23 protein-coding genes are annotated in these 26551 nt (G+C 71.3%); 14 read left to right on the top strand and 9 right to left on the bottom strand.

What is annotated here, in order from left to right:
• Window position 1 precedes the first annotated feature (1 nt).
• The 3 genes from ACZ7OH_RS34840 to ACZ7OH_RS34830 form a co-directional block, all read right to left on the bottom strand.
• Window positions 2-2101 carry a putative bifunctional diguanylate cyclase/phosphodiesterase gene (locus ACZ7OH_RS34840; RefSeq protein ID WP_470284732.1) on the bottom strand — a complete coding sequence of 700 codons (2100 nt, stop codon included), beginning with the start codon at window positions 2099-2101 and terminating at the stop codon, window positions 2-4.
• Window positions 2102-2188: 87 nt separating this feature from the next.
• Window positions 2189-3280, bottom strand: coding sequence for an alpha/beta hydrolase (locus ACZ7OH_RS34835; RefSeq protein WP_470284731.1), 1092 nt, complete (start codon window positions 3278-3280; stop codon window positions 2189-2191).
• Between the two features lie 72 nt (window positions 3281-3352).
• Window positions 3353-4675: a cytochrome P450 gene (locus tag ACZ7OH_RS34830; RefSeq protein WP_470284730.1), complete on the bottom strand. Its 1323-nt coding sequence runs from the start codon at window positions 4673-4675 to the stop codon at window positions 3353-3355.
• Between the two features lie 124 nt (window positions 4676-4799).
• Between ACZ7OH_RS34830 and ACZ7OH_RS34825 the strand changes: the two genes are divergently transcribed.
• On the top strand, window positions 4800-5615 hold the full coding sequence (locus ACZ7OH_RS34825; protein WP_470284729.1) for an SAM-dependent methyltransferase: 816 nt from the start codon (window positions 4800-4802) through the stop codon (window positions 5613-5615).
• Here ACZ7OH_RS34825 and ACZ7OH_RS34820 read toward each other — a convergent pair whose 3' ends face one another.
• A complete protein-coding gene (locus ACZ7OH_RS34820) occupies window positions 5616-8534 on the bottom strand; it encodes a glycoside hydrolase family 3 C-terminal domain-containing protein (protein ID WP_470284728.1) in 2919 nt (972 codons plus the stop codon).
• A gap of 346 nt (window positions 8535-8880) precedes the next feature.
• Here ACZ7OH_RS34820 and ACZ7OH_RS34815 point away from each other — a divergent pair, with 346 nt between their 5' ends.
• From ACZ7OH_RS34815 to ACZ7OH_RS34795, 5 genes are read left to right on the top strand one after another with little or no spacing between them, the layout of a single operon-like run.
• On the top strand, window positions 8881-9891 hold the full coding sequence (locus ACZ7OH_RS34815; RefSeq protein ID WP_470284727.1) for a LacI family DNA-binding transcriptional regulator: 1011 nt from the start codon (window positions 8881-8883) through the stop codon (window positions 9889-9891).
• A gap of 33 nt (window positions 9892-9924) precedes the next feature.
• On the top strand, window positions 9925-11154 hold the full coding sequence (locus ACZ7OH_RS34810; protein ID WP_470284726.1) for a sugar ABC transporter substrate-binding protein: 1230 nt from the start codon (window positions 9925-9927) through the stop codon (window positions 11152-11154).
• Window positions 11151-12089 (top strand): carbohydrate ABC transporter permease, encoded by a 939-nt coding sequence (locus ACZ7OH_RS34805; protein ID WP_470284725.1) that lies wholly within the window; start codon window positions 11151-11153, stop codon window positions 12087-12089. The genes ACZ7OH_RS34810 and ACZ7OH_RS34805 overlap by 4 nt, the downstream gene beginning before the upstream one ends.
• Window positions 12086-12901 (top strand): carbohydrate ABC transporter permease, encoded by an 816-nt coding sequence (locus tag ACZ7OH_RS34800; RefSeq protein ID WP_470284724.1) that lies wholly within the window; start codon window positions 12086-12088, stop codon window positions 12899-12901. The genes ACZ7OH_RS34805 and ACZ7OH_RS34800 overlap by 4 nt, the downstream gene beginning before the upstream one ends.
• 25 nt (window positions 12902-12926) lie before the next feature.
• Window positions 12927-14933, top strand: coding sequence for a glycoside hydrolase family 31 protein (locus ACZ7OH_RS34795; RefSeq protein WP_470284723.1), 2007 nt, complete (start codon window positions 12927-12929; stop codon window positions 14931-14933).
• Here the strand turns inward: ACZ7OH_RS34795 and ACZ7OH_RS34790 are convergent.
• Window positions 14831-15826: a pentapeptide repeat-containing protein gene (locus ACZ7OH_RS34790; protein ID WP_470284722.1), complete on the bottom strand. Its 996-nt coding sequence runs from the start codon at window positions 15824-15826 to the stop codon at window positions 14831-14833. The two genes, ACZ7OH_RS34795 and ACZ7OH_RS34790, sit on opposite strands and share 103 nt — an antisense overlap.
• 54 nt (window positions 15827-15880) lie before the next feature.
• On the opposite strand from ACZ7OH_RS34790, the gene ACZ7OH_RS34785 reads away from it, so the two are divergent.
• Window positions 15881-16486, top strand: coding sequence for a TetR/AcrR family transcriptional regulator (locus tag ACZ7OH_RS34785; protein WP_470284721.1), 606 nt, complete (start codon window positions 15881-15883; stop codon window positions 16484-16486).
• Window positions 16487-16507: 21 nt separating this feature from the next.
• Here the strand turns inward: ACZ7OH_RS34785 and ACZ7OH_RS34780 are convergent, their stop codons facing one another.
• Window positions 16508-17065 carry a YceI family protein gene (locus tag ACZ7OH_RS34780; RefSeq protein ID WP_470284720.1) on the bottom strand — a complete coding sequence of 186 codons (558 nt, stop codon included), beginning with the start codon at window positions 17063-17065 and terminating at the stop codon, window positions 16508-16510.
• Between the two features lie 108 nt (window positions 17066-17173).
• Here ACZ7OH_RS34780 and ACZ7OH_RS34775 point away from each other — a divergent pair, with 108 nt between their 5' ends.
• The 4 genes from ACZ7OH_RS34775 (at window position 17174) to ACZ7OH_RS34760 (ending at window position 20649) form a co-directional block, all read left to right on the top strand.
• The gene (locus tag ACZ7OH_RS34775) at window positions 17174-17650 is read left to right on the top strand and encodes a MarR family winged helix-turn-helix transcriptional regulator (protein ID WP_470284719.1); all 477 of its coding nucleotides are present in this window, start codon (window positions 17174-17176) and stop codon (window positions 17648-17650) included.
• Window positions 17651-17658: 8 nt separating this feature from the next.
• Window positions 17659-18642: a glutathione S-transferase family protein gene (locus tag ACZ7OH_RS34770; protein ID WP_470284718.1), complete on the top strand. Its 984-nt coding sequence runs from the start codon at window positions 17659-17661 to the stop codon at window positions 18640-18642.
• Window positions 18643-18664: 22 nt separating this feature from the next.
• Window positions 18665-19447, top strand: coding sequence for an SDR family NAD(P)-dependent oxidoreductase (locus tag ACZ7OH_RS34765; RefSeq protein WP_470284717.1), 783 nt, complete (start codon window positions 18665-18667; stop codon window positions 19445-19447).
• 71 nt (window positions 19448-19518) lie between these two features.
• The gene (locus ACZ7OH_RS34760; RefSeq protein ID WP_470284716.1) at window positions 19519-20649 is read left to right on the top strand and encodes an epoxide hydrolase family protein; all 1131 of its coding nucleotides are present in this window, start codon (window positions 19519-19521) and stop codon (window positions 20647-20649) included.
• Here ACZ7OH_RS34760 and ACZ7OH_RS34755 read toward each other — a convergent pair.
• Together ACZ7OH_RS34755 and ACZ7OH_RS34750 are read right to left on the bottom strand one after the other, a co-directional pair.
• The gene (locus ACZ7OH_RS34755) at window positions 20646-21146 is read right to left on the bottom strand and encodes an LmrA/YxaF family transcription factor (protein WP_470284715.1); all 501 of its coding nucleotides are present in this window, start codon (window positions 21144-21146) and stop codon (window positions 20646-20648) included. The two genes, ACZ7OH_RS34760 and ACZ7OH_RS34755, sit on opposite strands and share 4 nt — an antisense overlap.
• Window positions 21079-21732 carry a GNAT family N-acetyltransferase gene (locus ACZ7OH_RS34750; protein WP_470284714.1) on the bottom strand — a complete coding sequence of 218 codons (654 nt, stop codon included), beginning with the start codon at window positions 21730-21732 and terminating at the stop codon, window positions 21079-21081. Before ACZ7OH_RS34750 ends, ACZ7OH_RS34755 begins: the two co-directional genes overlap by 68 nt.
• A 255-nt stretch (window positions 21733-21987) precedes the next feature.
• Between ACZ7OH_RS34750 and rox the strand changes: the two genes are divergently transcribed.
• The 3 genes from rox (at window position 21988) to ACZ7OH_RS34735 (ending at window position 26272) form a co-directional block, all read left to right on the top strand.
• The gene (rox, locus tag ACZ7OH_RS34745; RefSeq protein ID WP_470284713.1) at window positions 21988-23415 is read left to right on the top strand and encodes a rifampin monooxygenase; all 1428 of its coding nucleotides are present in this window, start codon (window positions 21988-21990) and stop codon (window positions 23413-23415) included.
• Between the two features lie 29 nt (window positions 23416-23444).
• Window positions 23445-25601: an RNA polymerase recycling motor ATPase HelR gene (gene helR, locus ACZ7OH_RS34740; protein ID WP_470284712.1), complete on the top strand. Its 2157-nt coding sequence runs from the start codon at window positions 23445-23447 to the stop codon at window positions 25599-25601.
• 71 nt (window positions 25602-25672) lie between these two features.
• Window positions 25673-26272, top strand: coding sequence for a hypothetical protein (locus tag ACZ7OH_RS34735; RefSeq protein ID WP_470284711.1), 600 nt, complete (start codon window positions 25673-25675; stop codon window positions 26270-26272).
• Between the two features lie 7 nt (window positions 26273-26279).
• On the opposite strand, the gene ACZ7OH_RS34730 is transcribed toward ACZ7OH_RS34735, so the two are convergent.
• Window positions 26280-26468 (bottom strand): hypothetical protein, encoded by a 189-nt coding sequence (locus tag ACZ7OH_RS34730; RefSeq protein WP_470284710.1) that lies wholly within the window; start codon window positions 26466-26468, stop codon window positions 26280-26282.
• Between the last annotated feature and the right edge of the window lie 83 nt (window positions 26469-26551).

Here is a 26551-nt window from a genome sequence, read left to right as displayed (position 1 = left end):
CTCAGGACGGCAGGCCGTCCGGCAGCGCGGCGAACAGCGGGCCGCACATCCGGTCCGCACCGCGCTCGCGCCACCACCCGGCCTCTTCCTCGGTCGCGACTCCGGTGACGGCGACTTCGGCGCCGGCCAGGTGGGCCGCGTCGACCAGGGCCGTCAGCGCGTGCTCCACCAGCGGGTGTTCACGCCGCTCGGCGATGTGCGCCGCCACGCGGACCGCGCGGGCCGGGAACTCCGTCAGGCACGTGACGTCGCCGAACTCGTGGATCTCGGCGCCCACGCCGATTTCGGCCAGCACCTTGAGGTTGTCCGCCGCGTCCCCGGTCGCCGCCGTCAGCGAAGCCATCGGGAAGCCGGGTCGCAGCCGGTCCGCCTCCAGGCCGGTGGATTCCAGCACCCCGCGGATCTCGCCGACCAGCTCGGGGTCGGCGGCCTGGTGCGCGGCCAGCTCGACGGTCAGCGGCACGGTGACGCCGGCCGCCACGACGCGCTCGGCCGCCGTGCGCAGGAGCCACGTGCCCAGCGGCAGCGCCAGGCCCGTCTCGCCCGCCAGCCGCACGCACGTCTCGTGCGACAGAACGCCTTCGGCCGGGTGGTTCCAGCGCAGCCGCGCCTCGACGCCCCGGACCGCGCCGTCCCGCGCGTCCACCAGCGGGCGGTAGCGGACCTCGATCTCGCCGTTCTCCCACGCGCCCGCCATCGCCGCGGCGAGGCCGAAGTCGTGGCGGTCGCGGCGGTCCAGCTCGCGGTCGAACAGGCCCCACTGGTTGCCGGCCCGTTGGACGCGCCGCAGCGTCAGGTCCGACGCGCGCAGCAGCTCGGCCGGGGAGATGTCGCGCGGCGGCCGGTGGACGACGCCGATGCTGGCCGACACCGCGACCCCGCGGTGCCCGTCGACGTACTCCGGCTCCGCGAGCTCGTGGGTGATCTTCCGGACGAGCGTCAGCACGCCCGGCGTCTCGGCCGTGTTCTGCACCAGCACGCCGAACTCGTCGCCGCCGAGGCGCGCCACGAGCGCCTTTTCGCCGTCGAACACCGCCTTCAGCTTCGCCGCGACGCCGCGCAGCACCCGGTCGCCCAGGTCCTGGCCGAGGCCGCCGGTGATCTGCGAGAAGCCGTCGAGGTCGAGGTGGAACAGCGTGACGCCGCGGGCCGCGTCGGCGTCGCGCAGCAGGGTTTCCAGGCGGGTGCTGAAGAACTGGCGGTTCGGCAGCCCGGTGAGCACGTCGTGCAGGGCCTGGTGCGACAGCCGTCGCTGCAGCAGCGACACCTCGGTGTCGTCGTCGACGATGGTGATCAGCTGCCGGGGCGTGCCGAGGGCGTCGCGGACGACCGACGCGGCGAAGGTCGCCCACATCGGCTCGCCGTCCCGGCCGACGAGCCGGCGTCCGACGCGCAGCCGGTGCAGCCGGCCGGCCACGAGTTCGGCGTAGGACTCCCGCAGCTGCTCGACCTCGTCCGGGTGGACCAGGTCGAAGAGCGTCATCGAGGCGATCTCGGCGGGAGTGCGGTTGAGCGTCTTGGCGAGCGCCGCATTGGCCCGCAGCACCCGGCCGTCCAGCTCGGTGAGCGCGACGCCGCTGGCCGAACCCGCGAACACCTCTTCGAACTGCGCGCGCGTGATGACCTGCTTCTGGCGCGTCTCCTGCTCGACCTTCAGCAGCGCCCGGCTCAGGCCTTCCTGGCGCTTTTGGATGTCTTCGCGCAGCATCTCGCCGTAGCCCGAGCTGAGCGCGCCGAGCACCAGCACCACGCGCTCGGCCAGCCCGTCGACGTGCCGCAGCTCCGGCTCGCGCAGCAGCGCCTTGCCGAGCACTTCGAGGGTGCGGCGCAGGCTTTCCGCGCCCACGCAGCGCAGCTCGACGAGCCGTCCGCCCGCGGCGGCGGCCTCGCCGAGGTCCGGCGGTTCGCTCGCGACCGCGTCGAACAGCCTGCCGACCAGCACTGCCAGCTCGCGCTCGATCTCCTCGGGCGTGTGCGGCAGGTACGCGGTGGTGGAGATCAGGTAACCCCATTTGCGGGCGAGCGTGCCGAGCCGTCTCGCCGCGCGTTCGGCGGACGGCTTCTTCCGCGGGTCGTCACCACGGGGATGGGGAGCGGTCACCTCAGCCTGTCCTGGGGCTCAGTAAACTCCGGTCGGGGTAGCCGATATATCTTGGCGCGAAATTGTGTCCGGCGCACGAAACAGCATTCATCCAATCGAGTGATAACCCTGCGGAGCGATCGCCAGGCGATCCCGCAGCCACGACCGGGTGGCGTCGCGGTAGTCCGCCGCGTTTGCGTGCAACGCAACGGAATGACCGGCACCCGGCAGGACGTACATCGACAAGTTCGACGGATCGGCGTAATACGGCGCCTCCTGCGCGCGCAGCACGCCGGCGTCCGAACAGTCACGCAGGGCGAGCAGCCCGCAGAAAAGGACGTCCTTTTCCCCCACCACCTGGAAAACCGGTACGGTAATTCCCTTCGTCGCCGGGAGCACGATCCCGAACAACGCGACCGTGCCCATCCCCGGCACCGAAACCTGGTCCTTGGTCGCCTCGTCGGCGGCGATCACGCCCGGGTCGGCATCGCCCGCCGCGTAGAACAACCCGGCCCGCGCGCCCGGTTTCGTCGTGAAGTAGAGCGGGTCGCTACCCAGCCGGCCGAGCTGCCCGTCGAGCAGCGCGGGCTGCAGGCCGAGCGCCGCGCCGAGCGCCAGCACCGGCAGGGCGGGCAGGTGCGTGATGCCGGTGAGGACGACGCCGTCGACGTCGTGGTAGGTCGAGGCCTCGACCGCGACCACCCCGGACCCGACCGAGTGCCCGACGATGACGACCTTCGCGAACGGCACGCCGCCGACGTGCCCGGCCCGCAGGTGGCCGACCACCTCGTGCATCGACTCGGCCGCCGCCCAGACCGACAGCGGCAGGCTGAGCGGGTGGCTGCTGGCCCCGGCGCCGAGCTGGTCGGCGGCGAAGGTCGCGTAGCCGTGCGCGGCCATGTCGCGCTGGTAGGAGTAGCGGTCGGGCTGGTACGGCAGGTCCCAGTACGCGCTGTTGTACGTCCCGCCGTGCACGAGCAGCTGGACCGTGTCCGGGGCGTCACCCGCCGGCAGGCAGAGCCGGCCGTGCACCGTCGCCGGCGCGCCCGGCACCAGCGGGGGCAGGGCGGGGCCGGTGACCGGGAGATCCGTGTCGCCGCAGGAGATCGCGGCCGCCTCGGCGGGCATCGCGGCCGTCAGCGAGGCGAGCAGGACACCGCAGGCGAACAAGGCAGACGTCACCTTGACGGGCAGCTTCACGCCGCACTCCCTCTGGACTCGGACAGGTGAAGGAACTCGGGAACACTACACCTGGTAGCCGGACGCGTACCGTCAGGTCCCGCGCGGCACCACGGTCATCGGCAGCCGGTTCGGCTGCATGGTGGCTTTGAGCTGCGCGCAGACCTTCTTGCCCGGCACCGGGACCAGCCGCCAGCGCGCCCCGATCGTGGCGGCGACGATGCCGATCTCCGTCGGCGCGAACACGTGGCCCGGGCACAGCCGCGCGCCGGCGCCGAACGGGATGTAGGCGCCCTTCGGGAGTTCCGCGGTCTCGCCGGGGGCCCAGCGGTCCGGGTCGAACCGGTCCGGGTCCGGGAACCAGCGCGGGTCCCGGTGCAGCGTGTGCTGGCTGACGGCGACCTCGCTGCCCGCGCGGATGGTGACCCCGCCCAGCTCGACGTCCTCGCGCGCGCGGCGCATGAGGATCAGCGGCGGCGTGCGGCGGACGATCTCGTTGACGATCTGGTGCGTGTACACCAGATCCGGGAGGTCTTCGAAACGCGCGGGCCGCCCGCCGAGGACGTCGTCGACCTCCGCGTGGAACCGGCGTTCGACCTCCGGGTGCTGCCCGAGCTCGTGGAAGAACCAGGCCAGCGCGACGGCGGTGGTCTCGGCGCCGGTGGCGAGGATCGTGATGACCTCGTCGTGCACCTGCCGGTCGGACATGCCTTCGCCGGTGTCCTCGTCGCGGGCCAGCAGCAGCATCGACAGCAGGTCGCCGTGGTCGGCGCCGTCTTTCCGGGCGGTGACCACGGTTTCGCCGATCACTTCGCGCAACCGCGTGGCCGCGGCGTCGAACTCGCGATTCGCGGGAATCGGCATCTTTTCCACGAATTTCGGAGAGAACGCCCGGATTAGCACGTATTTCAGCATGATCGGGATGGAACGCCGGATTTCCGCGAGTGCTTCGTCGCCGAGCGCGGTCGAGAAGAGCGTCTGCCCGGCGATGGTGAGGACGAGGTCCTGCATCCGCTTGTCGAACTGGACGACTTCGCCGGGCCGCCAGGAGCCGGCCAGCTCGTCGGCCAGCTTCGTGATCGTGGTGTCGGCGTAGCCCGCGATCCGCGTCCGGCCGAACGCGGGCATGACCAGGCGGCGCTGACGGCGGTTGAGCTCGCCGTTGGAGGTGGCGAGGCCGTCGCCGAAGAGCGGGCGCATCTTGTCGAAGACCAGGCCCTTGTCGAACTTGTCGGCGTCGGTGGCCAGGACCCGCCACGAGAGTTCGGGCGTTGTGACCACGTGCACCGGCAGCGGGCCGAGGCGGAGTTCGACGACGTCTCCGTGCGCCGGAAGGGAAGTGAAGAGCTTCAGCGGGTCGCGCAGCAGGGACACCGTGTGCCCGAGCACGGGCCACCGGCCGGGAACGTTCGTCATGGCCTCGTCTCCTCGCGACCGGAACACCCTAGCGGCGCGGGGATGCGCTCGAGCACGAGTCCACACGAACGGAGGAGGGGGCTACACTCGCCCACTCCGAGGAGCGCGAGGGGTGGGAGGTCCCGTGACCGGGGAGCTGAGCTGGGTACCGCCGGAGATCGACACCACGGTGCCGAACCCGGCGCGGGTGTACGACTTCTGGCTCGACGGCGACCACAACTTCGCCGCCGACCGCGCGCTCGGGGAGCAGATCCTCGAGATCATGCCGGGCGTGCGCGACGCGGCCCGCCTCAACCGCGCGTTCCTGCGCCGCGCGGCGAAGTTCATGGTCGCCTCCGGCGTCCGGCAGTTCCTCGACATCGGCTCCGGGATCCCGACCGCGGGCAACCTGCACGAGATCGTCCAGCAGGCGGACCCGTCGTGCCGCGTGGTGTACGTCGACCGCGAGTCGGTCGCCGTGGCGCACAGCCGCCTGCTGCTGCAGGACAACGACCGCTGCACGGTGCTGCAGGCCGACCTGCGCGACGCCAACGACGTCTTCGAAGGAGCGGCCGAGCTGCTGGACCTCGACCAGCCGGTCGGCGTGTTCATGTTGCTGCTGCTGCACTTCGTCCCCGACTCGTGGGACCCGGCGGCCATCCTGGCCCGCTACCGCGACCGCTTGGCCCCGGGCAGCTTCCTGGCGATCACGCACGTGGCGGCGGATTCGGAGTCGGACCACCTCGACGAGGCGGTCGAGGTGTACAAGAACAACCAGGACCAGCAGAACCAGCCGGTCCCCCGAACCCACGACGAGGTCCTCACCTTCTTCGACGGCTTCGAGGTGGTCGAACCCGGCGTGGTCGGCTGCGCAATGTGGAGGCCCGAGGGAGCCGGCGACATGTCCGACGACCCCGCGATCAATTCGCTGCCGTACGCCGGGGTAGGCCGGAAACCCTAGTCACCGCAGTGAGAACGTCGCCAGGTTCACCGGTCCGTCGAACGTCAGGTAGACGTCGTGGCGGCCGGTCGCCTTCGCCAACGCCGCCGTCACCGTCGTGTACTCGTACCGGTCCCCCGTCGACGTCACCGGCGCCGTGCCCAAGACCCGGCCCGTCGGCGAGTCCAAACGCACCGTGACCCGCCCTGACTCCACTGTGGACACCGACGCCGTGAAGCGCGCTGGGCCGTTCAGCGCGACGTCTCGGTACGCCAGCCAGCTCCCGGCCACCGCCGCGACCGAGGTGCCCGACGTCTTGGACGTGTCCGTCAACGTCGTTCCGGCGTAGTCGTCGAAGTTCTGCGCCTGGGTCGGACGGCTCAGGTCGCGGGGCTCGGCCCGCTCCCCCGGCACGAACACCGCCTGCGCCGCCGACAAGTCCGAAGCGTTGCGGCCCACGGAGAAGTCGTACCACCCCTGCGCCACCACCGACCGGTCACGTGAGACGTCCCAGGAAGCCAGATCCGCCAACGGAACCTCGAACCGGACCGTCCGCGTCTCGTGCGGGGAAAGCGTCACGCGGGAGAAGTCACGCAACCTCTGCACGCCGGACTCCTTCGAATACAGCTGGACGACGTCGGTCCCCGCGCGGCTACCCGTGTTCGTCACCTCGACGCTGACCCGCACGGACGAACCGGACCGCGAAGCGTGCACCGCGCCGTACCGGAAGCCCGTGTAACTGAGCCCATAACCGAAGGGGTACAAGGGCTTCCCCTGGTAGTACTGGTACGTCATCCCCGTCTTCGCGATGTCGTAGTCGAGGATGCTCGGCAGCCCCGCGTCGGAGGCGTACCACGTCTGGGTCAGCCGCCCGCTCGGGTTGACGTCGCCGAACAGCACGCCCGCGACCGCGTGCCCGGTCTCCTGGCCCGCGTGGCTCGTCCAGACGATCCCCGGCACCGACAGCGTGTCCCAGCCCGTCGTCGGGTAGCTGTTCTCCACCACGACCACCGTGTGCGGGTTGACCCGCGAAACCGCCTCGATCAACGCCCGTTGCCCCGGCGCCAAAGCGGTGCTCGTCCGGTCGTTCGCCTCGCGGCCGTTGATGAACGGCATGCTGCCGACCACGACCACCGCCGTGTCTGCGCCCTTCGCAGCCGCGACCGCCGACGCGACGCCGCTGCTCAGCACCTCGCGGCCGAACTTCGTCGCGTGCGCCGCGTCCGGCGAGGAGATCGTCAGGACCCCGTCCGCGCCGACGACGGCGAAGCGGTTCGGGCCGAACCACGGCTCGGTCACCTCGTTGCCCGCGTACTCGAGCACGTAGCTGCCGTCCGGTTGCGGGTCGAGCTTGAGCTGCTGCTGCACGAACCAGCCGGCGGGCTGGTCGACGTCGTCCACAAGAGCGCCGCCGGAGTAGCTGAGGAACTTGCCGTTCGCCGCCGCACGCAAGGTGTTCTTGCCCGCGCCCCAGTCGTAGGCGTCGAAGGACTCCGCCTTCCCGGCGGTGGTTCCACCCGCGGTCACCTTGCCGGGCGCGGCGGGCGCTGTCAGGTAGCGGCCGGTCGTGAGGTCCTTGAGCGCGATCCGGTCGACGCCTTCGGACGAGGCCACCGCGGTCCCGAGCCGTTCCTCGATACCCTGCTTCGGCGTGACGCGGTACGGCATCGCGCCGCTGTACCAATCCTCGTACAGCGTGTCGGACAGCGGGCCGACGACCGCGACCTTCTTCTTCGCCGCGTCGAGCGGGAGCGCGTTCGCGTTGTCGCGCAGCAGGACGACCTGCTCGTCCGCCACCTTGCGGGCGAGCGCCTGGTGCTCGGGTGAGTTGATGACCGCCGGGGTGATCTTCGCGTACGGGTTGCGGCCCGGCGGGTCGAACTCGCCGAGCCGGAACCGCAGCGACAGCAGGTGCCGGTCGGCCTTTTCGACGTCGGCCATCGTCAGCAGCCCGCGGGACAGCGCTTCCTTGACCGCTTCGACGGTGATCGAGCCGTTGGTGTCGTTGTCGGTGAAGCTGTCGAGCCCGGCCTTGATCGCCGCCGCGTCGGCTTCGGCCTTGGTGGCGTAGTACTTCTCCGAGTCGACCAGGTTGGACGGCGCACCGGCGTCGCTGACGACGGCGATGTCCTGCGGCGCCCACTTGCGGAGCAGCCCACCGAGGTTCGGGCTGACGGTGTTCGGCCGCCCGTTGACCAGGTTGTACGACGGCATCACGGCGTTGGCCGCGCCGGCCTGCAGCGGGATCTTGAACGCCTGCTCGTCGTAGTCGTGGAGGATCTTCGGCGGCACCGAGGAGTTGCTCGTGTCCCGGTTGACCTCGTTGTTGTAGGCGAGGTAGTGCTTCAACGTCGGAGCCGCCTGCAGGTAGCGCGGGTCGTCGCCCTGGATACCGTGGCCGTACGCGGTCGCGAGCGCGCCGGTGAGGTGCGGGTCCTCGGAGTAGCCCTCCTCGTTGCGGCCCCACCGCGGGTCGCGCAGCAGGTTGACCACCGGCGCCCACAGGTTGAGGCCCCACAGCGTCGGGTTGCGCGCGTTGAACCCGCGCGCCTCCTGACCGACGGCCGTGCCGACCTGCTTCACCAGGGCCGGGTCCCACGTCGACGCGAGGCCGATGGCTTGTGGGAACACCGTGCCGTCGGCTTTCACGACCGCGCCGTTGTTGTCGTAGTCGGTCGACCAGGCGACGCCGTGCAGCGCTTCGGTGCCCGTCTTGAACACCCCGATGCCCAGCCGCGGGATGGCCGGCTCGTACTGGTGCAGCAGCGAGATCTTCTCGTCGGCGGTCAGCCGGGACAGCAGGTCGTCGATCCGCGCCGCGAGGGGAAGGGCGGGATCGCGGAACGGTGGCGGGGGCGCCGCGAGCGCCGGCGCGGGGGCCAGCAGCAGGGTGGCGGCCACCACCGGGACGAGGGCGCGGCGGAGCGGGGACTGGCGCACGAACGGCCTCCCGGAATCGTCGAATCGTTTCGACAGTGCGGCGCGGAACATTCGCGTCGAAGGTGAGGATGGTGACGACTATTACAGTCGTGTGAGCACGAGGTCAAGACTTTCTGGACACGCTCCCAGACGATCCGGCCCCGCCCGGAAATCGGCCACTGAGCTGGGCGCGGAGGCACCATCAGCGGCGTTCGACGAATTCGACGAAGAGGCGATCGTCGAATGGGAATCGAATTCCCGCGGCGGGCAAATCACTGCTTGTGTTTCGGACCGGGGTCTTCTACCTTCGTGCCATCGTCGATGCGCTTCGACGCCACTTCCGCTCCGCGTCCCCAGGAGGCCGCCCGTGGTCACGATCAACGACGTCGCGACGGCGGCGGGCGTGGCCCCCAGCACGGTGTCGTACGTGATCAGCGGCAAGCGCTCGATCTCGCCCAAGACCCGGCGGCTGGTCGAGGAGAGTATCCGCAAGCTCGGCTACCACCCGCACGCCGGGGCCCGGGCGCTCGCCAGCAGCAAGACGAACGTGCTCGCCCTGGTCGTGCCGCTGCGCACGGACCTCAACGTCGCCGTGGTGATGGAGTTCGTCGCCTCGGCGGTCACCGCGGCCCGCGCGCACGACCATGACCTGCTGCTGCTGACGAAGGACGAAGGCCCGGCGGCGCTGCAGCGGGTGGCGTCGTCGGCGATCGCCGACGCGCTGATGGTGATGGACGTCGAAGCCGCCGACCCGCGGGTGCCGATGCTCATCGCGCTCGACCTGCCGGTGGTGCTCATCGGCGTGCCGGACCACCCGGCCGGGCTGAGCTGCGTGGACCTGGACTTCACCGCCGCCGGCTCGGCGTGCGTCGCGCACCTGGCCGACCTCGGCCACCGCTCGATCGCGCTGATCGGCCCCTCCCCCGCCGTCTACCGGCGCGGCACGAGCTACGCGACGCGGTTCCTGCGCGGGTTCGACGACGCCGCGAAGAGCCACGACGTGCGCGCGACGAACCGGCCGTGCGCCCACTCCTACGAAGCGGTGAGCGCCTGCCTCGACGAGCTGCTCGCCGCCGACCCGGACCTGACCGGCCTGGTCGTGCACAACGAGGCCGTGCTCCCCGGCCTGCTTTCGGATCTGCGCCACCGCGGCTTGCGGGTGCCCGAGGACATCTCCGTCGTCGCGGTCTGCCCGGACACCATGGCCGCGCAGCACGCGGTCGCGCTGACCACGGTCGCCATCCCGGCCGAGGAGGTCGGGGCCCAGGCCGTCGAGATGACCATGCGCCGGCTCGCCGGCCACACCACGCCCGAGGTCCGGCTGCTCGGACCCCGGCTCACCCGGCGCGACAGCACCGCCGCGCCGCGCAGTACCTGACCGGTTCTGCTCCAGCGTCGTAGGAGGATCACCATGTCCCTACCCCGTCGCGCCCTGATCCTGGCCGCGAGTGCCGCTTTGCTCGCCGCGTGCAGCCCCAGTCCCGCGCCACCCTCCTCGTCGAACGGCACCCGGCCCGCGTCGTCGATCACCGAGCTCGACTACTACGCCGACGAGCAGGGTTCGGCGGCGTGGCAGAAGATCCTCGACGCGTGTGCGACGCAGACCGGGATCAAGATCGAGCGGCAGAAGGTGCCGACCGACCAGATGCTGCCGAAGGTCCTGCAGGGCGCGAGCTCGAAGACGCTGCCGGACCTGCTCTTCACCGACAACCCGACGCTGCAGCAGGTCGCCGCGACCGGCGCGCTGACCTCGCTGGACACCTACGGCATCACCACCGGCGGCTACTACGACAGCATCGTCAAGGCCGGGACCTACCAAGGCAAGGTGTACGGCGTCGCCCCCGGCGTCAACGGCCTCGCGCTGATCTACAACAAGGATCTCCTGACCGCGGCCGGGGTCGAGCCGCCGAAGACCTGGGACGAGCTGAAGGCCGCCGCGGCCAAGCTCACCAAGGACGGCAAGTACGGCCTCGCCTTCTCCGCGATCCCGTCCGAGGAAGGCACCTGGCAGTTCCTCCCGTTCTTCTGGAGCAACGGCGCCGAACTGTCCCAATTGGACTCGGCGCAGTCCGTGAAAGCGCTTCAATTCGTGACGGACCTGGTGACCTCCGGTTCGGCGTCGAAGTCCGTGGTGACGTGGAACCAGAACGACGTCGCCGACCAGTTCGTCGCGGGCAACGCGGCGATGATGGTCAACGGGTCGTGGAACCTGGCCCGGCTGGACGAGCAGAAGGCGCTGCACTACGGCGTCGTCCCGATCCCGGTGCCGCAGGCGGGCGCGAAGCCCGTGATCGCGCTCGGCGGTGAGGTCGGCACCGTGCCGGTCACCGGCGGGCCCACCCAGCAGGCCGCCGGCAAGGTGCTCTCCTGCATCCTCTCCGAACCCACCATGCTCGAGTGGAGCAAGGCGCACGCCTACATCCCGTCGAAGACCGCCACCGCGGCCAAGTTCGGCGCGGACCAGCCGGCGATGCAGGCGTTCGTCGACGAGGTCGGCACCGCCCGCTCCCGCACCGCCGAGCTGGGCGAGAAGTACCCGAAGGTCTCCCAGGCGCTGGCCGACGCGCTCCAGGCGGCGCTCACCGGAAAGCAGCCCGCCGACCAGGCCCTCAAGGCCGCGCAGCAAGCGAGCGGTTCGTGACCCTGGTGGCCCCGGCCGTCGCGGCCTCGCCCCGCGCCGGCCGGAAACCCCGGCGCACGCCCCGGTTCGCCGCGTGGCTGTTCCTGCTGCCCGCGCTGGCCTACATCGTGGTGTTCTTCGGCTACCCGCTGGCCGCGAACGTCGTGATGAGCACGCAGAACTACACCGTGAAGTCGTTCTACACCGGCGAAGCGCCCTTCGTCGGCCTCGGCAACTACGCGGCCGTGTTCGACAACCCGCTGTTCGGGACGGCGGCGCTCAACACGGTGCTGTTCACCGCGGGCTCGCTCGTCTTCCAGTTCGGGATCGGCCTCGCGCTGGCGGTGTTCTTCACCGGCCGCTTCCTGGGCAGTGCGTTGCTGCGGTCGCTGCTCCTGCTGCCGTGGCTGCTGCCGCTGGTGGTCAGCGGCGCGGTCTGGCGGTGGATGTTCGACCAGGACCACGGCGTGCTCAACGCGGCACTGCGGTTCGTCGGCTTCGACGCGGTGCCGTGGCTGAGCAGCACGAGCTGGGCGCTGCCGGCGGTGATCCTGACCAACGTCTGGATCGGCATCCCGTTCAACCTGGTCATCCTGCACGGCGGCCTGCGCGCGATCCCCGCGTCGCTCTACGAAGCCGCGGCGCTGGACGGCGCGGGCGCGTGGCAGCGGTTCCGGCACGTCACCTGGCCGCTGCTGCGGCCGGTCACCGGGATCGTGCTCATGCTCGGGCTGGTCTACACGATCAAGGTGTTCGACGTGATCATGGTCGTCACCGGCGGCGGCCCGGCCAACGCGACGCAGACGCTCACGACGTGGTCCTACCGCCTGTCCTTCAAGGACTTCGCGTTCGGGCAGGGCGCCGCGGTCGGCAACGTCCTGATCCTGGTGGCGACGGTGTTCGGGCTGCTGTACCTGCGTTCGGCGAAGGCGACCCTGGCCGAGGCGGCGGCATGAAGACCTCGTCCTGGCCGCGCACGGTCTTCGGTGTCCTGATCGTCGCGGTGCTGCTGTTCCCGCTGTACTGGATGGTCAACGCGTCCTTCCAGCCCAGCGGCGCGCTGCTGCGCCCGGACCCGGCGTTCTTCCCCACCGGCGGCACCCTGGACGGCTACCGCAAGGCGCTGTCCTCGCAGGGACCGCACCTGCTGTCCAGCGTCGTCGTCGCGCTCGGCGCGGTGCTCGTGTCGCTGGCGATCGCCGCCCCGGCGTCGTACGCGCTCGCGCAGCTGAAGGTCCGCGGCGGGCCGGTGCTGGTGTTCGTGCTGCTCATCGTGCAGATGATCCCCGGCATCGTGATGGCCAACGCGCTCTACACCGTGTTCAGCAACCTGGGGTTGATCGACAACTACCTCGGGCTGGTGCTCGCGGACTCGACCGCGACCATCCCGTTCGCGGTGCTCCTGCTGCGGGCGTTCATGATCTCCGTGCCGAAGGAGCTCACCGAAGCGTCCCGTGTGGACGGTGCCGGGTACTGGCGGACGTTCGTCTCGATCATCCTGCCGGTCAGCCGCAACGCGCTGGTCACCGCCGGGCTGTTCTCGTTCCTGTTCGCGTGGGCGGACTTCCTGTTCGCCGTCACGCTCACCACCGGCCAGTCGTTCGAGCCGATCACGGTGGGCATCTACCGGTTCGTCGGCAACCAGTCCGCCGACTGGAACGGGATCATGGCCACCGCCGTCCTCGCCGCGATCCCCGCGGCCGTCCTGCTCGTCGTCGCCCAGCGGTACGTCGTCGCCGGGCTGACCAGCGGCGCCGTCAAAGACTAAGCCGTCAAAGACTAAGGAGACCCGCGTGATCACGTCCGAAGACGGCCGCTCGCTCGAGGTCACCGTGCGGCACGAGGTGCTGCGCGTCGAGCCGTGGGGCGACGGCAGCCTGCGCGTGCGCGCGGGACGCCACCGGATCATCGACGACGTCCCGGGCGCGCTGCTGCCCGCGAAGCCGTCCGCCGCGACCGCGTCGGTCGAGGAGCGCACCGGCCGGGTCGTCAACGGCGCGCTCACCGCGATCGTCGAGATCGCCGACACCGACACCGGGATCGACGCGCAGCTGAAGTTCGTCCGGACGGACACCGGCGAGGAGCTGCTGGCCGAGCAGCGCGCGCACTTCTGGTGGCCCGGCGCGCGGCTGTTCATGCCGTCCCGAAACGGGTACGGCCGCCTCGAACAGCGGTTCACCGCCTACGAAGACGAGCGGGTCTACGGCCTCGGGCAGCACACGCACGGCCGGCTCGACCAGAAGGGCCTGGTGCTCGACCTGGTGCAGCGCAACGCCGAGGTGTCGGTGCCGTTCCTGCTCTCCAGCCGCGGGTACGGGTTCCTCTGGAACAACCCGGCGGTCGGCCGGGTCGAGCTGGCCACCAACGGCACCCGCTGGGTCGCCGACGACGCCCGCCAGCTCGACTACTGGGTCACCACCGGCGCCGGCCCCCGGGAGATCCTCGGCCACTACGCCGACGCGACCGGGTACGCGCCGATGCTGCCGGAGTGGGCGGCCGGCTTCTGGCAGTCGAAACTGCGCTACCGCACGCAGGAGGAGCTGCTGGCCGTGGCGCGCGAGTACCACGGACGCGGGTTGCCGCTGTCGGTGATCGTGGCGGACTTCTTCCACTGGACCCACCTCGGCGACTGGCGGTTCGACCCGGCCGAGTGGCCGGACCCGGCCGCGATGGTGCGGGAGCTCGACGACCTCGGCGTCAAGCTGATGGTGTCGGTGTGGCCGTCGGTGAGCCCGCTGTCTTCCAACTACCGGGCCCTGCACGAACGGGGTCTCCTGGTCGCCGCCGAGAACGGCGTCCCGGCACACGCGCCGTGGAAGGACAAGGGTTTCGACGTCGAGATGCCGGTGGCGTTCTACGACGCGACCAACCCCGCGGCGCGGCAGTTCGTCTGGGGCAAGGTCAAGGAGAACTACTACGACCTGGGCGTGCGCGCGTGGTGGCTGGACGGCGACGAGCCGGAGATCCAGCCGGGCCACCCGCACAACCTCGGCTTCCACGCCGGCCCGGGGTCGGAGGTGTTCAACCTCTACCCGCAGGCGAACGCGCAGACGTTCCACGACGGCATCCGTGCCGAAGGCGACGACGAGGTGGTGCTGCTGAGCCGGTCGGCGTGGGCGGGCAGCCAGCGGTTCGGGGCGGCGCTGTGGTCGGGCGACGTCGGGGCGACGTGGGAGTCACTGCGGGCGCAGGTGCGCGCGGGGCTGAACGTGGCGCTGGCCGGGATTCCGTGGTGGACCACGGACATCGGCGGCTTCCACGGCGGCGACCCGGCGTCGGACTCCTACCGGGAACTGCTGGTCCGGTGGTTCCAGTACGGGGTGTTCTGCCCGCTGTTCCGCCTGCACGGCTTCCGCGACCCGCGGCCGCCGTTCGGCCCGGCGATGACCGGCGGCCCCAACGAGGTGTGGGCCTACGGCGATGCGGCGTACTCCTCGATCGTGGAGTCGCTGAGGCTGAGGGAGCGGCTGCGGCCGTACTTGATGGAGCAGATGCGCGTGGCGCACGAGCAGGGCATCCCCCCGATGCGGCCGCTGTTCGTCGACTTCCCCGGGGACGCCGTTTCCTGGGACGTCTCCGATCAGTTCCTGCTGGGCCCGGACGTGCTGGTGGCCCCGGTCCTCTCGCCGGGTGTGACCTCTCGGCGCGTGTATCTGCCGGCGGGTGCGGTGTGGACGGACGCGGTGACGGGTGCGCGTCACGACGGCGGCGGCTGGGTCGAGGCGGCCGCTCCGCCCGAGCGGATCCCGGTCTTCCTCCGCGACGGCGCGGAGGTGCCGATCACGACCTCGGCCCAGTGACCCGGCTTGCGCGGGGACGGCGGTCCGAGAGTCCAGCCCGGCGGCCAGGTGCGTCGCACATACACATCCGTGCGGGCGCGCGCCCGCGGGAAGCGGAACCGCTCGGCCGTGGTCCCGGTGAAGTCGGCGTGCCCGCTGAACCGCGCTCCGCCGAAGAAGGCGTCGGCGAAGCGGGCGTCGCGGAAGGACGTCCGGCCCGCGAAGCCCACGTCAGCGAACGACACGTCCGCGAACGCGCTTCCGGAGAAGTCGGTGTGAGCCGAGAACCGGGCCCCGTCGAACCACACTTCGCCATCGGCGGTGGCCTCGGTGAACGAGGCCGAGCCCGTGAAGGTGACCTTCTCGAAGTCGGCGCCCGCCTCGAAAGAGGTGCCGCGGAACAACGCGTGGCGCGCGAAGCAGGATCCTTCGAAGCTGACCGAACGCGTGAACACCGCGCCGCTGAACCGGGCGGTACCGGCGAAGCGGACGTTGCGGAAAGTCGCGTCGCGGAGTTCGCAGCCGCGCAGGTCCACGTCATGGAGCACCATCGGCGGCACGTGCAGGTCCATCCCCGGCCAGAACAGCCGCGAACCTCGACGCAGGCGCGCCAGCAGTACCGGCCACAGCTCGGCCGGCCAGGACCCGGTCTCACGCCAGCCGTGTCCCAGCTGGTCGACGAATCGATCGACGAAGTCCTGGCGCAGCGACGGGTCCCGGTCCGCCCGCTCGGCGAACTCGCGCACGGCGGCCAAGCGGACGTCACGATCGTCGGCGGAGACCTTCCGCTCGGTGTCGGAGCCGGCGATCACGGGTCCGGCGGTCAGCTCGGCATACCGGTCCCGGCGCACGACCAGCCACGCCGTCACCAGGCACGCGGCGACGGCGGCGTAGAGGAGGACCCACCAGGACACGCCCGGATTGTCCCGTGGTGGCCGACGTCCGCGACACCGGTTTAAAGTGGACTAGTGAGTCCAACCCTGACCCGGAAGGGCGCCGCGACGCGGCAGCGGATCGTTGAGGGCGCCGCGGCGGAGATCCGCGAGCGCGGCGTCGCCGTCACGACCCTCGACGACATCCGCGCGCGCACCGCCACCAGCAAGAGCCAGCTCTTCCACTACTTCCCCGAGGGCAAGGAAGAGCTCCTGCTGGAAGTCGCGCGGTTCGAGGCGACGCAGGTGATGGCGGCCCAGCAGCCGCAGCTGGGCGAGCTGGACTCGTGGGCGGCCTGGCGGCGCTGGCGCGACACGGTCGTCTCGCACTACCGCGAGCGCGGCCAGTACTGCCCGCTCAACGTGCTGATCTCCCAGCTGGGCCGGGCGACGCCGGGGGCGCAGGCCGTGGTGACCGAGCTGCTGCGCAGCTGGCAGGACGAGCTCGAAGCGGGCATTCGCCGGCTGCAGGACGCGGGCGAGGTGCGCGCGGACCTCGACACCGAACGCACGGCGGCCGCCCTGCTGGCGGGACTGCAGGGCGGCGTGGTGGTGATGCTGTCGACCGGCCGCATCGACCACCTGGAAGCGGCGCTCGACGTCGGGATCGAAAACCTGCGGGCGAGCGGGAACCGGCGCTGAGACCGGCTCCCGCTCCCGAAGTCAGGCGTTCTTGATCGCGGAGATCTCGAACTCGAGGGTGACCTTGTCGCTCACCAGCACGCCACCGGTCTCGAGGGCGGCGTTCCAGGTGATGCCGTAGTCCTTGCGGCTGATCGTGGTGGAGCCTTCGAAACCGATCCGGTCGTTGCCGAACGGGTCCTTCGCGGAGCCCTCGAACTCGAACGGAATGGTCACCGAACGGGTGACGTCCTTGACCGTCAGGTCGCCGGTGACGTCGAACGACGTGTCGCCGGTCTGCTTGATCTCGGTGGTGGTGAAGGTGATCGTGGGGTACTCGTCCATCGACAGGAAGTCATTGCTCTTCAGGTGCCCGTCGCGGTCCGCGTTGCGGGTGTCGATGCTGTGCGCCTGGATGGTGACCTGGGCGGACGACTTCTCCGGGGCGTCACCGTCGATCGTCGCGGTTCCGGTGAACTCGTTGAAGCTGCCGCGGACCTTGGTCACCATGGCGTGCCGGGCGACGAACCCGATCCGCGAGTGGGCGGGGTCCAGGGTGTACTCACCGGTCAGCTGGGGGTAGGTGGTCGCGCTGGTCATGGCTCTCAGTCATCTCCTCGTGGTGGCGCCCCCAAGTGATTGAGGGTTCAACAAGACTGTACTCACTTTCACTGGTTGCGCAAGCAAGCATTGGCTACACTCGCCTGTATGGGTGAACGGTACGCGCTCGATCTCGACGAAGCTCCCTTCTGGCGGGCGCTGATGCGCATCACGACCGCGCTGCCGCGAGCGCTCGAAGACCAGTTCCTGCCCGAGACCGGTCTCGCGATCACCGACTACGGCGTGCTGGTCGCGCTGTCCGAAGCACCCGGCCGCCTGCTCCGCATCTCGATGCTGGCCACGACCACCGGGCTCTCGCTGAGCCGGATCAGCCGCGTCGTCGACGACCTCACCCGGCGTGGCCTGGTCGAGAAGCGCAAGTGCGCCGAGGACGGCCGCGCGTCCAACGCCGTGCTGACCGACGCGGGATTGGCCAGACTGGAGGCGGCCTACCCGAGCCACCTCGCCCGCGTGCGGGCTTCGGTGTTCGACCACCTGAGCGCCGAGGACATCCGCACGGCCGGGCCGGTGCTGGCCCGGCTGGCCGCGGCGCTGGACGCCGCTCCCCCGACCGACGACTGCTGAGGACGCCGATGAGCGACGAGGGCGAGTACAAGCGGGACCTGAACTACCTCCCGGACCGCATCACCGCCGACGGCCGCGACGGCTGGCCGGTCGAGCCCGGCCGCTACCGGCTGGTCGTGGCGCGGGCGTGCCCGTGGGCGAACCGCGCGGTGATCGTCCGGCGGCTGCTCGGCCTGGAGCCGGTGCTGTCGATGGGCATCGCCGGGCCGGTGCACGACGAGCGGAGCTGGAGCTTCGACCTCGACCCGGGTGGCCGCGACCCGGTGCTCGGCATCGAGCGGCTGCAGGAGGCGTTCTTCAAGCGCGACCCGGAGTACCCGCGCGGCATCACGGTGCCGGCGTTCGTCGACGTCCCGAGCGGCCAGGTCGTCACCAACGACTTCGCGCAGATGACTTTGGACATGTCGACCGAGTGGACCGCGTACCACCGCTCGGGTGCGCCGGAGCTGTACCCGGAGAAGCTGCGCGACGAGATCGACGACGTCGCCGAGAAGGTGTTCACCGACGTCAACAACGCGGTGTACCAGTGCGGCTTCGCGCGTTCCCAGGAGGCGTACGAGCACTCGTACCGCAAGCTGTTCGCCCGGCTGGACTGGCTGTCCGAGCGGCTCGCGGACCAGCGCTACCTCGTCGGCGACACGATCACCGAGGCCGACGTCCGGCTGTTCACGACGCTCGTCCGGTTCGACGCGGTCTACCACGGCCACTTCAAGTGCAACCGGCAGAAGCTGACCGAGCTGCCGGTGCTGTGGGCGTACACGCGCGACCTGTTCCAGACGCCCGGGTTCGGCGACACGATCGACTTCCCGCAGATCAAGGAGCACTACTACGTGGTGCACAAGAACGTGAACCCGACCGGCATCGTGCCGCTCGGGCCGGACACGTCGGGCTGGCTCACCGCGCACGGCCGCGAGCAGCTGGGCGGCCGCCCGTTCGGCGACGGGACACCCCCGGGCCCGCCGCCGGAGCCGGAGAGGGTGCCCGCGCCGTAGTTTCTTGGCTACGGTGATCGCCATGGAACGCCTGCGCGATCGCCGAATCCTGGTCACCGGTGCCGGCTCCGGCATCGGCCGGGCCACCACGTTCCGCCTGATGGAGGAGGGTGCCCAGGTCATCGGCACGGACGTCTCCGAAGAGGGGCTGATCGAGACCCAGAAGGCCGCGCCGCTCGGCGGCCTGACGACGTACGTCATGGACGTGGCCGACGAGGCCTCGGTGGAGTTCGGGGTGACTTCGGCGGTCAACGCGCTCGGGGGCCTCGACGTGGTGGTCAACGCGGCGGGGATCCTGCTGGCGTCGCACACGCACGAGACGTCGCTGGAGTCGTGGAACCGGGTGCTGGCGGTGAACCTGACGGGCACGTTCCTGGTGACGCGCGCGGCATTGCCGGCGCTGCTGGCGTCTTCGCACGGCGTGGTGGTGAACTTCAGTTCGACATCGGCATCGTTCGCACACCCGTACATGGCGGCGTACTGCGCGAGCAAGGGCGGGATCCAGGCGTTCACGCACTCGCTGGCGCTGGAGTACGGCAAGCAGGGGCTGCGGGCGGTGAGCATCGCACCGGGCAGCGTGAAGAGCGGAATCACGGACTCGGCGGCGAGCTGGCTGCCGTCGGACGTCGATTTCTCGCTGTTCGGGCGGTTGCTGCCGATCCTGCCGACGGACCACACGACGGAGGTGGGCAACGCGGTGGCGGGCCCGGAGACGGTGGCGGGGGTCGTGGCGATGGTGGCGTCGGAGGACGGGAAGTTCATCACGGGCACGGAAATCCGCATCGACGGCGGCACGCACACCTGAGCCGATCGGATGCGTCGCCTGCCGAACGCTCGAGGACCGCCACTGTCCTCGAAGCACGAAACGGTAGCCGCATGGATCCCTTCCGCATCGACGTCCCGCAGGCCGACCTCGACGAGTTGCGCCATCGGCTCGGCCGGACCCGGTGGCCGGGTGAACTGCCCGGCGCCGGCTGGGACTACGGCGTCAGTGAGCCGTACCTCGCCGAGCTCGTCGAATACTGGCGAACGAGCTACGACTGGCGCGCGCACGAAACCCGCCTGAACGCCTTCCCGCAGTTCACCACGACCATCGACGGCCAGCGCGTGCACTTCCTGCACGTCCGCTCCCCCGAACCGGACGCCACTCCGCTGATCCTCACCCACGGCTGGCCGAGCACGGTCGCCGACTTCGCCCCCATAATGGCCCCGCTCACCGACCCGAGGGCCCATGGCGGCGACCCCGCCGACGCGTTCCACGTCGTCGCGCCGTCCGTGCCCGGCTTCGCCTTCTCCGGGCCGACGCGCGATCGGGGCTGGAACACCCGGCGGACCGCCCGGGCGTGGGCCGAGCTCATGCGGCGGCTCGGCTACGAGCGCTACGGTGCCCAGGGCGGGGACTTCGGCAGCATCGTCTCGCCCGAGCTGGGCCGGACCGCGCCGGACGCGGTGCTCGGCGTGCACGTCAACGCCGTCGCCAACGCCGGGGTGCCCACGGCGCCCGGTGACCTCGACCGACTGTCCGAAGAGGACCGGAAACGCGCCGAAGCGAACCGGGCCTGGTGGTACGGCCATTCCGGTTACGCCACCCAGATGTCCACCCGGCCGCAGACGCTCGCCTACGCGCTCAACGACTCCCCCGCCGGCCAGCTCGCCTGGAACCTCGAATGGTTCGTCGACTGGGACCCCACCGCGACGGCCCAGACGCCGGTCGACCGCGACGCCATCCTGACGAACGTCACGATCTTCTGGCTCACCGGCACCGCGGGCTCGGCCGCGCGCCTCTACCTGGAGGCGAGCCAGGACGGCTGGGGCGAGCGGCCGGCGCCGTCCGGCGTGCCGACGGCCGTCGCGAACTTCCGCGGCGACCACGCGATCCGCGGCCTCGCCGCGCTGTCGAACACGATCACGCGCTGGACCGAGTACGACACCGGCGGCCACTTCGCGTCCCTGCAGGCGCCCGACGTCCTCGTCGAGGACATCCGCGAGTTCTTCCGCGGCCTCTAGACCACTGCGCCGTCGAGCAGCGGGCGCAGTTCCGCGACCACCGTGTCGAGCGGTGCGACGTCCTGGTGCGCCCGCGCCAGGACGATCGCGCCCTCCAGCGCGCTCAGCATCAGGACCGCCAGCGACGTGCTGCGGGCCGCCGGCACCCCGAGGTCCTGCAGCGTCGAAGCGACCGGGCGCTGCCAGCCGTCGAACGCCTTGCCGACCGCTTCACGCAGGCTTTCGCTGGTCGCCACGGTGTCGGCGACCGTCGCGACCAGCGGGCAGCCCGCGTCGAACCCCTGCGCAGTGAACTCGTCGCGCCACTGCGCGGCCATCGCCTCGAACAGCTTGCTCGGCGTCGGCTCCTCGATCTTCGCCGCGATACGCGCGACGCGCCGGGCCGCGTAGTCCCCCGCCCACGCGACGGCTTCGGCGATCAGCTGGTCCTTACCGCCCGGGAAGTAGTGCTGCAGGGATCCCCGCGGCGCCTCGGCGTGCGCGACCACGTCCCGCATACCGGTCGCCCCGACCCCGTGGATCCGCACCAGCTGAGCGGCGCTCAGCACCATCCGCTCGCGGGGTGTCCGCGTCATCCGCCGCCTCCTTCATGACGTCCGTCATGGTAGCCCAGTCCGGGACGACCAGCGCGAAGTCCCGCTCGCCGCGTTCGTAGGACGGCACCGGCCGGAACCCCTGGCGCAGCAGCAAAGCCTCGGCGCCGGTGTTGCCCGCGCGCACGGTCGCGCGCACGGTCCAGCCCGGCCACCGCCCGGACGCCCACAGCCACCGGGTGAGCGCGCTGCCGATCCCCTGCCGCTGCCAGGGGTCGGCGACGAGGATCCCGATCTCGGCTTCGCCGGGGGTCTCCGCGACGAAGTTGAGCAGCCCCACGGGCGCGCCGTCGCGCGTCGCCAGCAGCGCGGGCGTCCCGGCGAGCAGGAAGCGCCCGTAGCGCCGGAAGACCTCCGCCGGGCGCGCCGGGCCGCCCATCAGGAACCGCAGCCGGAGGCTCTCCGGCGAGCAGGCCGCGACGAGCGCGGCGACGCGGTCCCGGTCCGCCGGGCGGTCGCCCAGCTCCCGGACTTCTATGACAGCTGTCATGACTCCATGAGAGCACAGTGCGACCGGAAGCACACTATGACCGCTGTCATAGATCAGCCGGACGCGGCGGACCGGAACCTGGTACCAAGGGCTGGATCTGGGAAGACGTCCCGGAGACCGGAGGGAGGAAAACCACTCCCCTCCATGTCTAACGTATAGCGCACCCCCGGGCTTGCGGCAAGACCCCCGTTGTGCCGCACAATTCTCAGCCGTTGCCACAACCTGCGGAAACGCGGGTGATCCGAGGGGGTCTTTTTGTTCGACGTGATCATCGCCGGCGGCGGGCCGACCGGCGTGATGCTGGCGGCGGAGCTGCGGCTGCACGGCGTCGGCGTGCTGGTGCTCGAGCGGGACGCCGAGCCGACGAAGGTCGTCCGCTCGCTCGGCCTGCACGCGCGCAGCATCGAGGTGATGGACCAGCGGGGGCTGCTGGAGCGGTTTCTGGAGCTCGGCACGAAGTACCCGGTCGGGGGTTTCTTCGCCGGCATCCCGAAGCCGTCGCCGGACAAGCTGGACACCGCGCACGGGTACACGCTCGGCATCCACCAGCCCGTCATCGACCGCCTGCTGACCGAGCACGCGCTCGAGCTCGGCGCCGAGCTCCGGCGCGGCCACGAGGTGACCGGGCTGAGCCAGGACGACGACGGCGTGACGGTCGAGCTGGCCGACGGCACCCGGGAACGCGCACGGTTCCTGGTCGGCTGCGACGGCGGGCGCAGCACCGTCCGCAAGCTGCTCGGCGTCGGCTTCCCGGGCGAGCCCAGCCGGATCGACACGCTGCTGGCCGAGGTGGAGGTCGGCGTCTCGCGGGAGGAGATCGACGTCGCCAACGTCGAGGTCCGCAAGACCGAGAAGCGGTTCGGCTTCATGCCGGTGGAAGGCGGCACGTACCGGGTCGGCGTCCCCGCCGGGGACGTCGCCGAGGGCCGCCGGACCCCGCCGACGCTGGCGGAGCTGAAGGAGCAGCTGCGCAAGACCGCCGGGACGGACTTCGGGGTCCACTCGCCGCGCTGGCTCTCGCGGTTCGGGGACGCGACCCGGCAGGCCGAGCGCTACCGGGTCGGCCGGGTGCTGCTCGCGGGCGACGCGGCGCACGTCCACCCGCCGGTCGGCGGGCAGGGGCTCAACCTCGGCGTCCAGGACGCGTTCAACCTGGGCTGGAAGCTGGCGGCCGAGGTGAACGGCTGGGCGCCGGACGGGCTGCTGGACAGCTACGAAGCCGAGCGGCACCCGGTCGCCGAGGAGGTGCTGAACAACACCCGCGCGCAGATGGAGCTCTTGCTGCTCGAGCCCGGCCCGCAGGCCGCCCGGCGGCTGCTGACCGAGCTGATGGACTTCGAGGAGGTCAACCGGTACCTCACCGAGAAGATCATCGCGGTGAACATCCGCTACGACTTCGGCGAAGGGCCCGCCCTGCTGGGCCGGCGGCTGCGGGACGTCGAACTCAAGCAAGGCCGGCTCTTCGGCCTGATGCACGCCGGCCGCGGGCTGCTGCTCGACCAGACCGGCCGGCTGTCGGCGGCGGGCTGGGAGGACCGCGTCGACCACGTCGTCGACGTCAGCGAGGAACTGGACGCGCCGGCGGTGCTGCTGCGGCCCGACGGTCACGTCGTCTGGACCGGCGAGGACGAGGCGGGGCTGCCCGCCGCGCTGCGGAAGTGGTTCGGCGCGCCCACCGCTTGAAAGCTGTTGCGGGACAACGAAGAGGGAATGTGACACAGGGGTACGAAGAAGAACTGCGGTCCGAACGCGACCACGTCGCGGGGCTGTACGCGCGGCTCGACGCCGAGCGCGCGCGGGTCAAGGCCGAGTACGAGGCCGCGCTGGGCGGCAACGGCGTCGGCGCCATGGAACGGGACGTCAGCGTGCGGGCGCTCGGCCGGCAGGTGAAGCGGCTGGACGTCGTCGACAACGGGCTCTGCTTCGGGCGGTTGGACGCCGTCTCGGGCGAGCGGACCTACATCGGGCGCGTCGGCCTGTTCGACGAAGAGGACGAGTACCGGCCGGTGCTGCTCGACTGGCGGGCCCCCGCGGCGCGCCCGTTCTACACGGCCACCGGCGCGAACCCGGAGGACATGCGGCGGCGGCGCCAGTTCCACACGCGCGGGCGGCGCGTCCTCGGCTTCACCGACGAGGACCTCGGCCGGCCGGACGGGGACGCGCAAGGCGACGCGGCCCTGCTCGCGGCCGTCAACGCGCCGCGCGGCGAGGGCATGCGCGACATCGTCGCGACGATCCAGGCCGAGCAGGACGAGATCATCCGCCTCGACCACCCGGGCGTGCTGGTGATCGAGGGCGGGCCGGGCACCGGGAAGACGGTCGTGGCGCTGCACCGCGTCGCGTACCTGCTGTACACGCAGCGGGAGCGGATGGAACGCCACGGCGCGCTGGTCGTCGGGCCGAACCCGGCGTTCCTGAACCACATCGGGCGCGTCCTGCCGTCGCTGGGCGAGACCGACGTCGTATTCACGACCACCGGCGACCTCGTGCCCGGCCTGCACGTCACGGCCGAGGACACCCCGGAAGCCGCGCGACTCAAGGGGTCGCTGGAGATCCTCGACGTGCTGAAGGCGGCGGTCGCCGACCGGCAGCGGCTGCCGGCGGAACCGGTGCCGATCGCGCTCAAGGACGTCACCGTGCGGATCGACGCCGAGACCGCGGAGTGGGCCCGGCAGGAGGCGCGCGACAGCGGGCTGCCGCACAACGAGGCGCGGGCGGTGTTCACCGAGATCGTCACCTACGTGCTCACCGAACGCGCGATCGGCCGGATCGGCCGCGGCTGGCTCGGCCGCGACGACAAGGACGAGTGGGAGAGCATGCGGAAGGGGCTCCTGCAGGACCTCGCCGGCGACGCGAAGTTCGCCGCGGCGATCGACGCGCTGTGGCCGATCCTGACGCCCGGGGAGCTGCTGTCCTCGTGGTACACGTCGGTCCCCGCGGACTCGCCGCTGTGCCGGCCGCGGGGCGACGCCTGGACGGTGTCGGACGTGCCGCTGCTCGACGAGCTGGTCGACCTGCTGGGCCACGACAAGACGGCGGACAAGGCGGCCGCCGCGGCGGAAGCGCGACGGCGGCAGGCCGAGGCCGAATACGCCGAGGGCGTCTTCCAGACGATGAAGCTGGACCGGGAGGAGATGGACGAGGACGTCATGCTCTCGGCCGAAAACCTGCTCTACGCCGAGGACCTGGCCGAGCGGTTCGTCGAGGCCGACACGCGCACGCTGGTCGAGCGGGCGTCGGCGGACCGGGACTGGACCTACCGGCACGTCGTCGTCGACGAGGCCCAGGAACTGTCCGAAATGGACTGGCGGGTGCTGATGCGGCGGTGCCCGGGCCGCTCGTTCACGGTGGTGGGCGACCTGGCCCAGCGCCGCGCGGCGGCCGGCGCGCGGTCGTGGGGCCCGATGCTGGCGCCGTACGTGGCCGACCGCTGGGTCTACCGCTCGCTGACGGTCAACTACCGCACGCCGGCGGAGATCATGGCGGTCGCGGCGGCGGTGCTGGCGGACTTCGCGCCCGACGTGCGGCCGCCGGAGTCGGTGCGGGCCTGCGGGGTTCCGCCGTGGTCCCGGCAGGTGACCGGGGACGAGCTGCCGGCGGCCATCGAGGAGTTCGTCCGCGAGGAAGCCGGGCGTCCCGGGACGAGCGTGGTGATCGGGCCGCCGGGGGTGCCGGGCGCGGTGCTCGCGTCGGAGACGAAGGGGCTCGAGTTCGACGCGGTCCTGGTGGTGGACCCGGCGGCGATCCTCGCCGACAGCGCGGCCGACCTGTACGTGGCGTTGACCCGCGCGACGCAGCGGCTGGGCGTGCTGCACGAAGGGGCGTTGCCGGCGGCGCTGAGCGGGCTCGCGGAGGTCGTCCGGAGCTAGCCGCGGTTCGGTGGCCGGGAGCGCGGGTACGTTGCCCGCGCCCGCGCTCCCCCACCGCGAAAGGCGTTCCGATGCAGCTCTACGCCGAACGGCCGATCCGCCGCACCGCCCAGCTCGTCAGCGACCTGCTCGCCCTGCTGCTCGTGATCTTCGCGGTCTGGCTGGCGACGTCGGTGTACGACGAGGTGATGAAGCTGCGCGCCCCCGGTGACGGGCTCGTCGACGCGGGCACCGGCCTGCGGGGGACGTTCGATTCGGCGGCGAACTCCGCGGGTGGGCTCCCGCTGGTCGGCGACGCGCTGGCGAAAGCGCTGCACGGCGGGTCGGACGCCGGTACGAAGCTGGTCAACGCTGGTCATTGGCAGATCGAGGCCGTGGAGAACCTCGCGTGGTGGATGGCGGCGATCATCATCGCGCTGCCGGTGGTGACGCTGGTGGCGACGTGGCTGCCGCTGCGCTGGCAGTTCACCCGCCGCGCGTCGGCGGCCGCGCGGCTGCGCGAGCTCGGCGACGAGGGCATGGACCTGCTGGCGCTGCGGGCGCTGACGACCCAGCCCCCGAGGCGGCTGGCGTCGGCCGGCGAGGTCGCGACGGGGTGGCGGCAGCGGGACCGGGACGTCATCGAGGAGCTGGCCGGGCGGGAGCTGGCCCGCCACGGCCTGGTGTCCTGAGCCGCCCTCAGCGTGGGCCCTGCCGGCGGCCCACCGAGCGGCCGATGAAGAACCCCAGCAGCAGCCCCACGACCAAGCCGATCGCGATGAAGAAGATCACCGTCGCCGCGGCGATCTTGCCCACTGTGCCCAGGAAGCCCCTCGCCTCGAACTCCCCGACCGTCGCCAGCGTCTGCGCGAGAACGTAGTGCGTCATGATCACAGGATGGCAGGCGGCCGGGGCGGGCGCACGATGGCGGAGGTCCCCTCACCGGGGCTCAGGACACCGGTGAGGGGACC

The sequence above is a fragment of the Amycolatopsis sp. NPDC114478 genome (genome assembly GCF_055633805.1).
The sequence above is the reverse complement of the archived record's forward strand: the minus strand, read 5'-3'. Positions and strand labels throughout refer to the sequence as shown.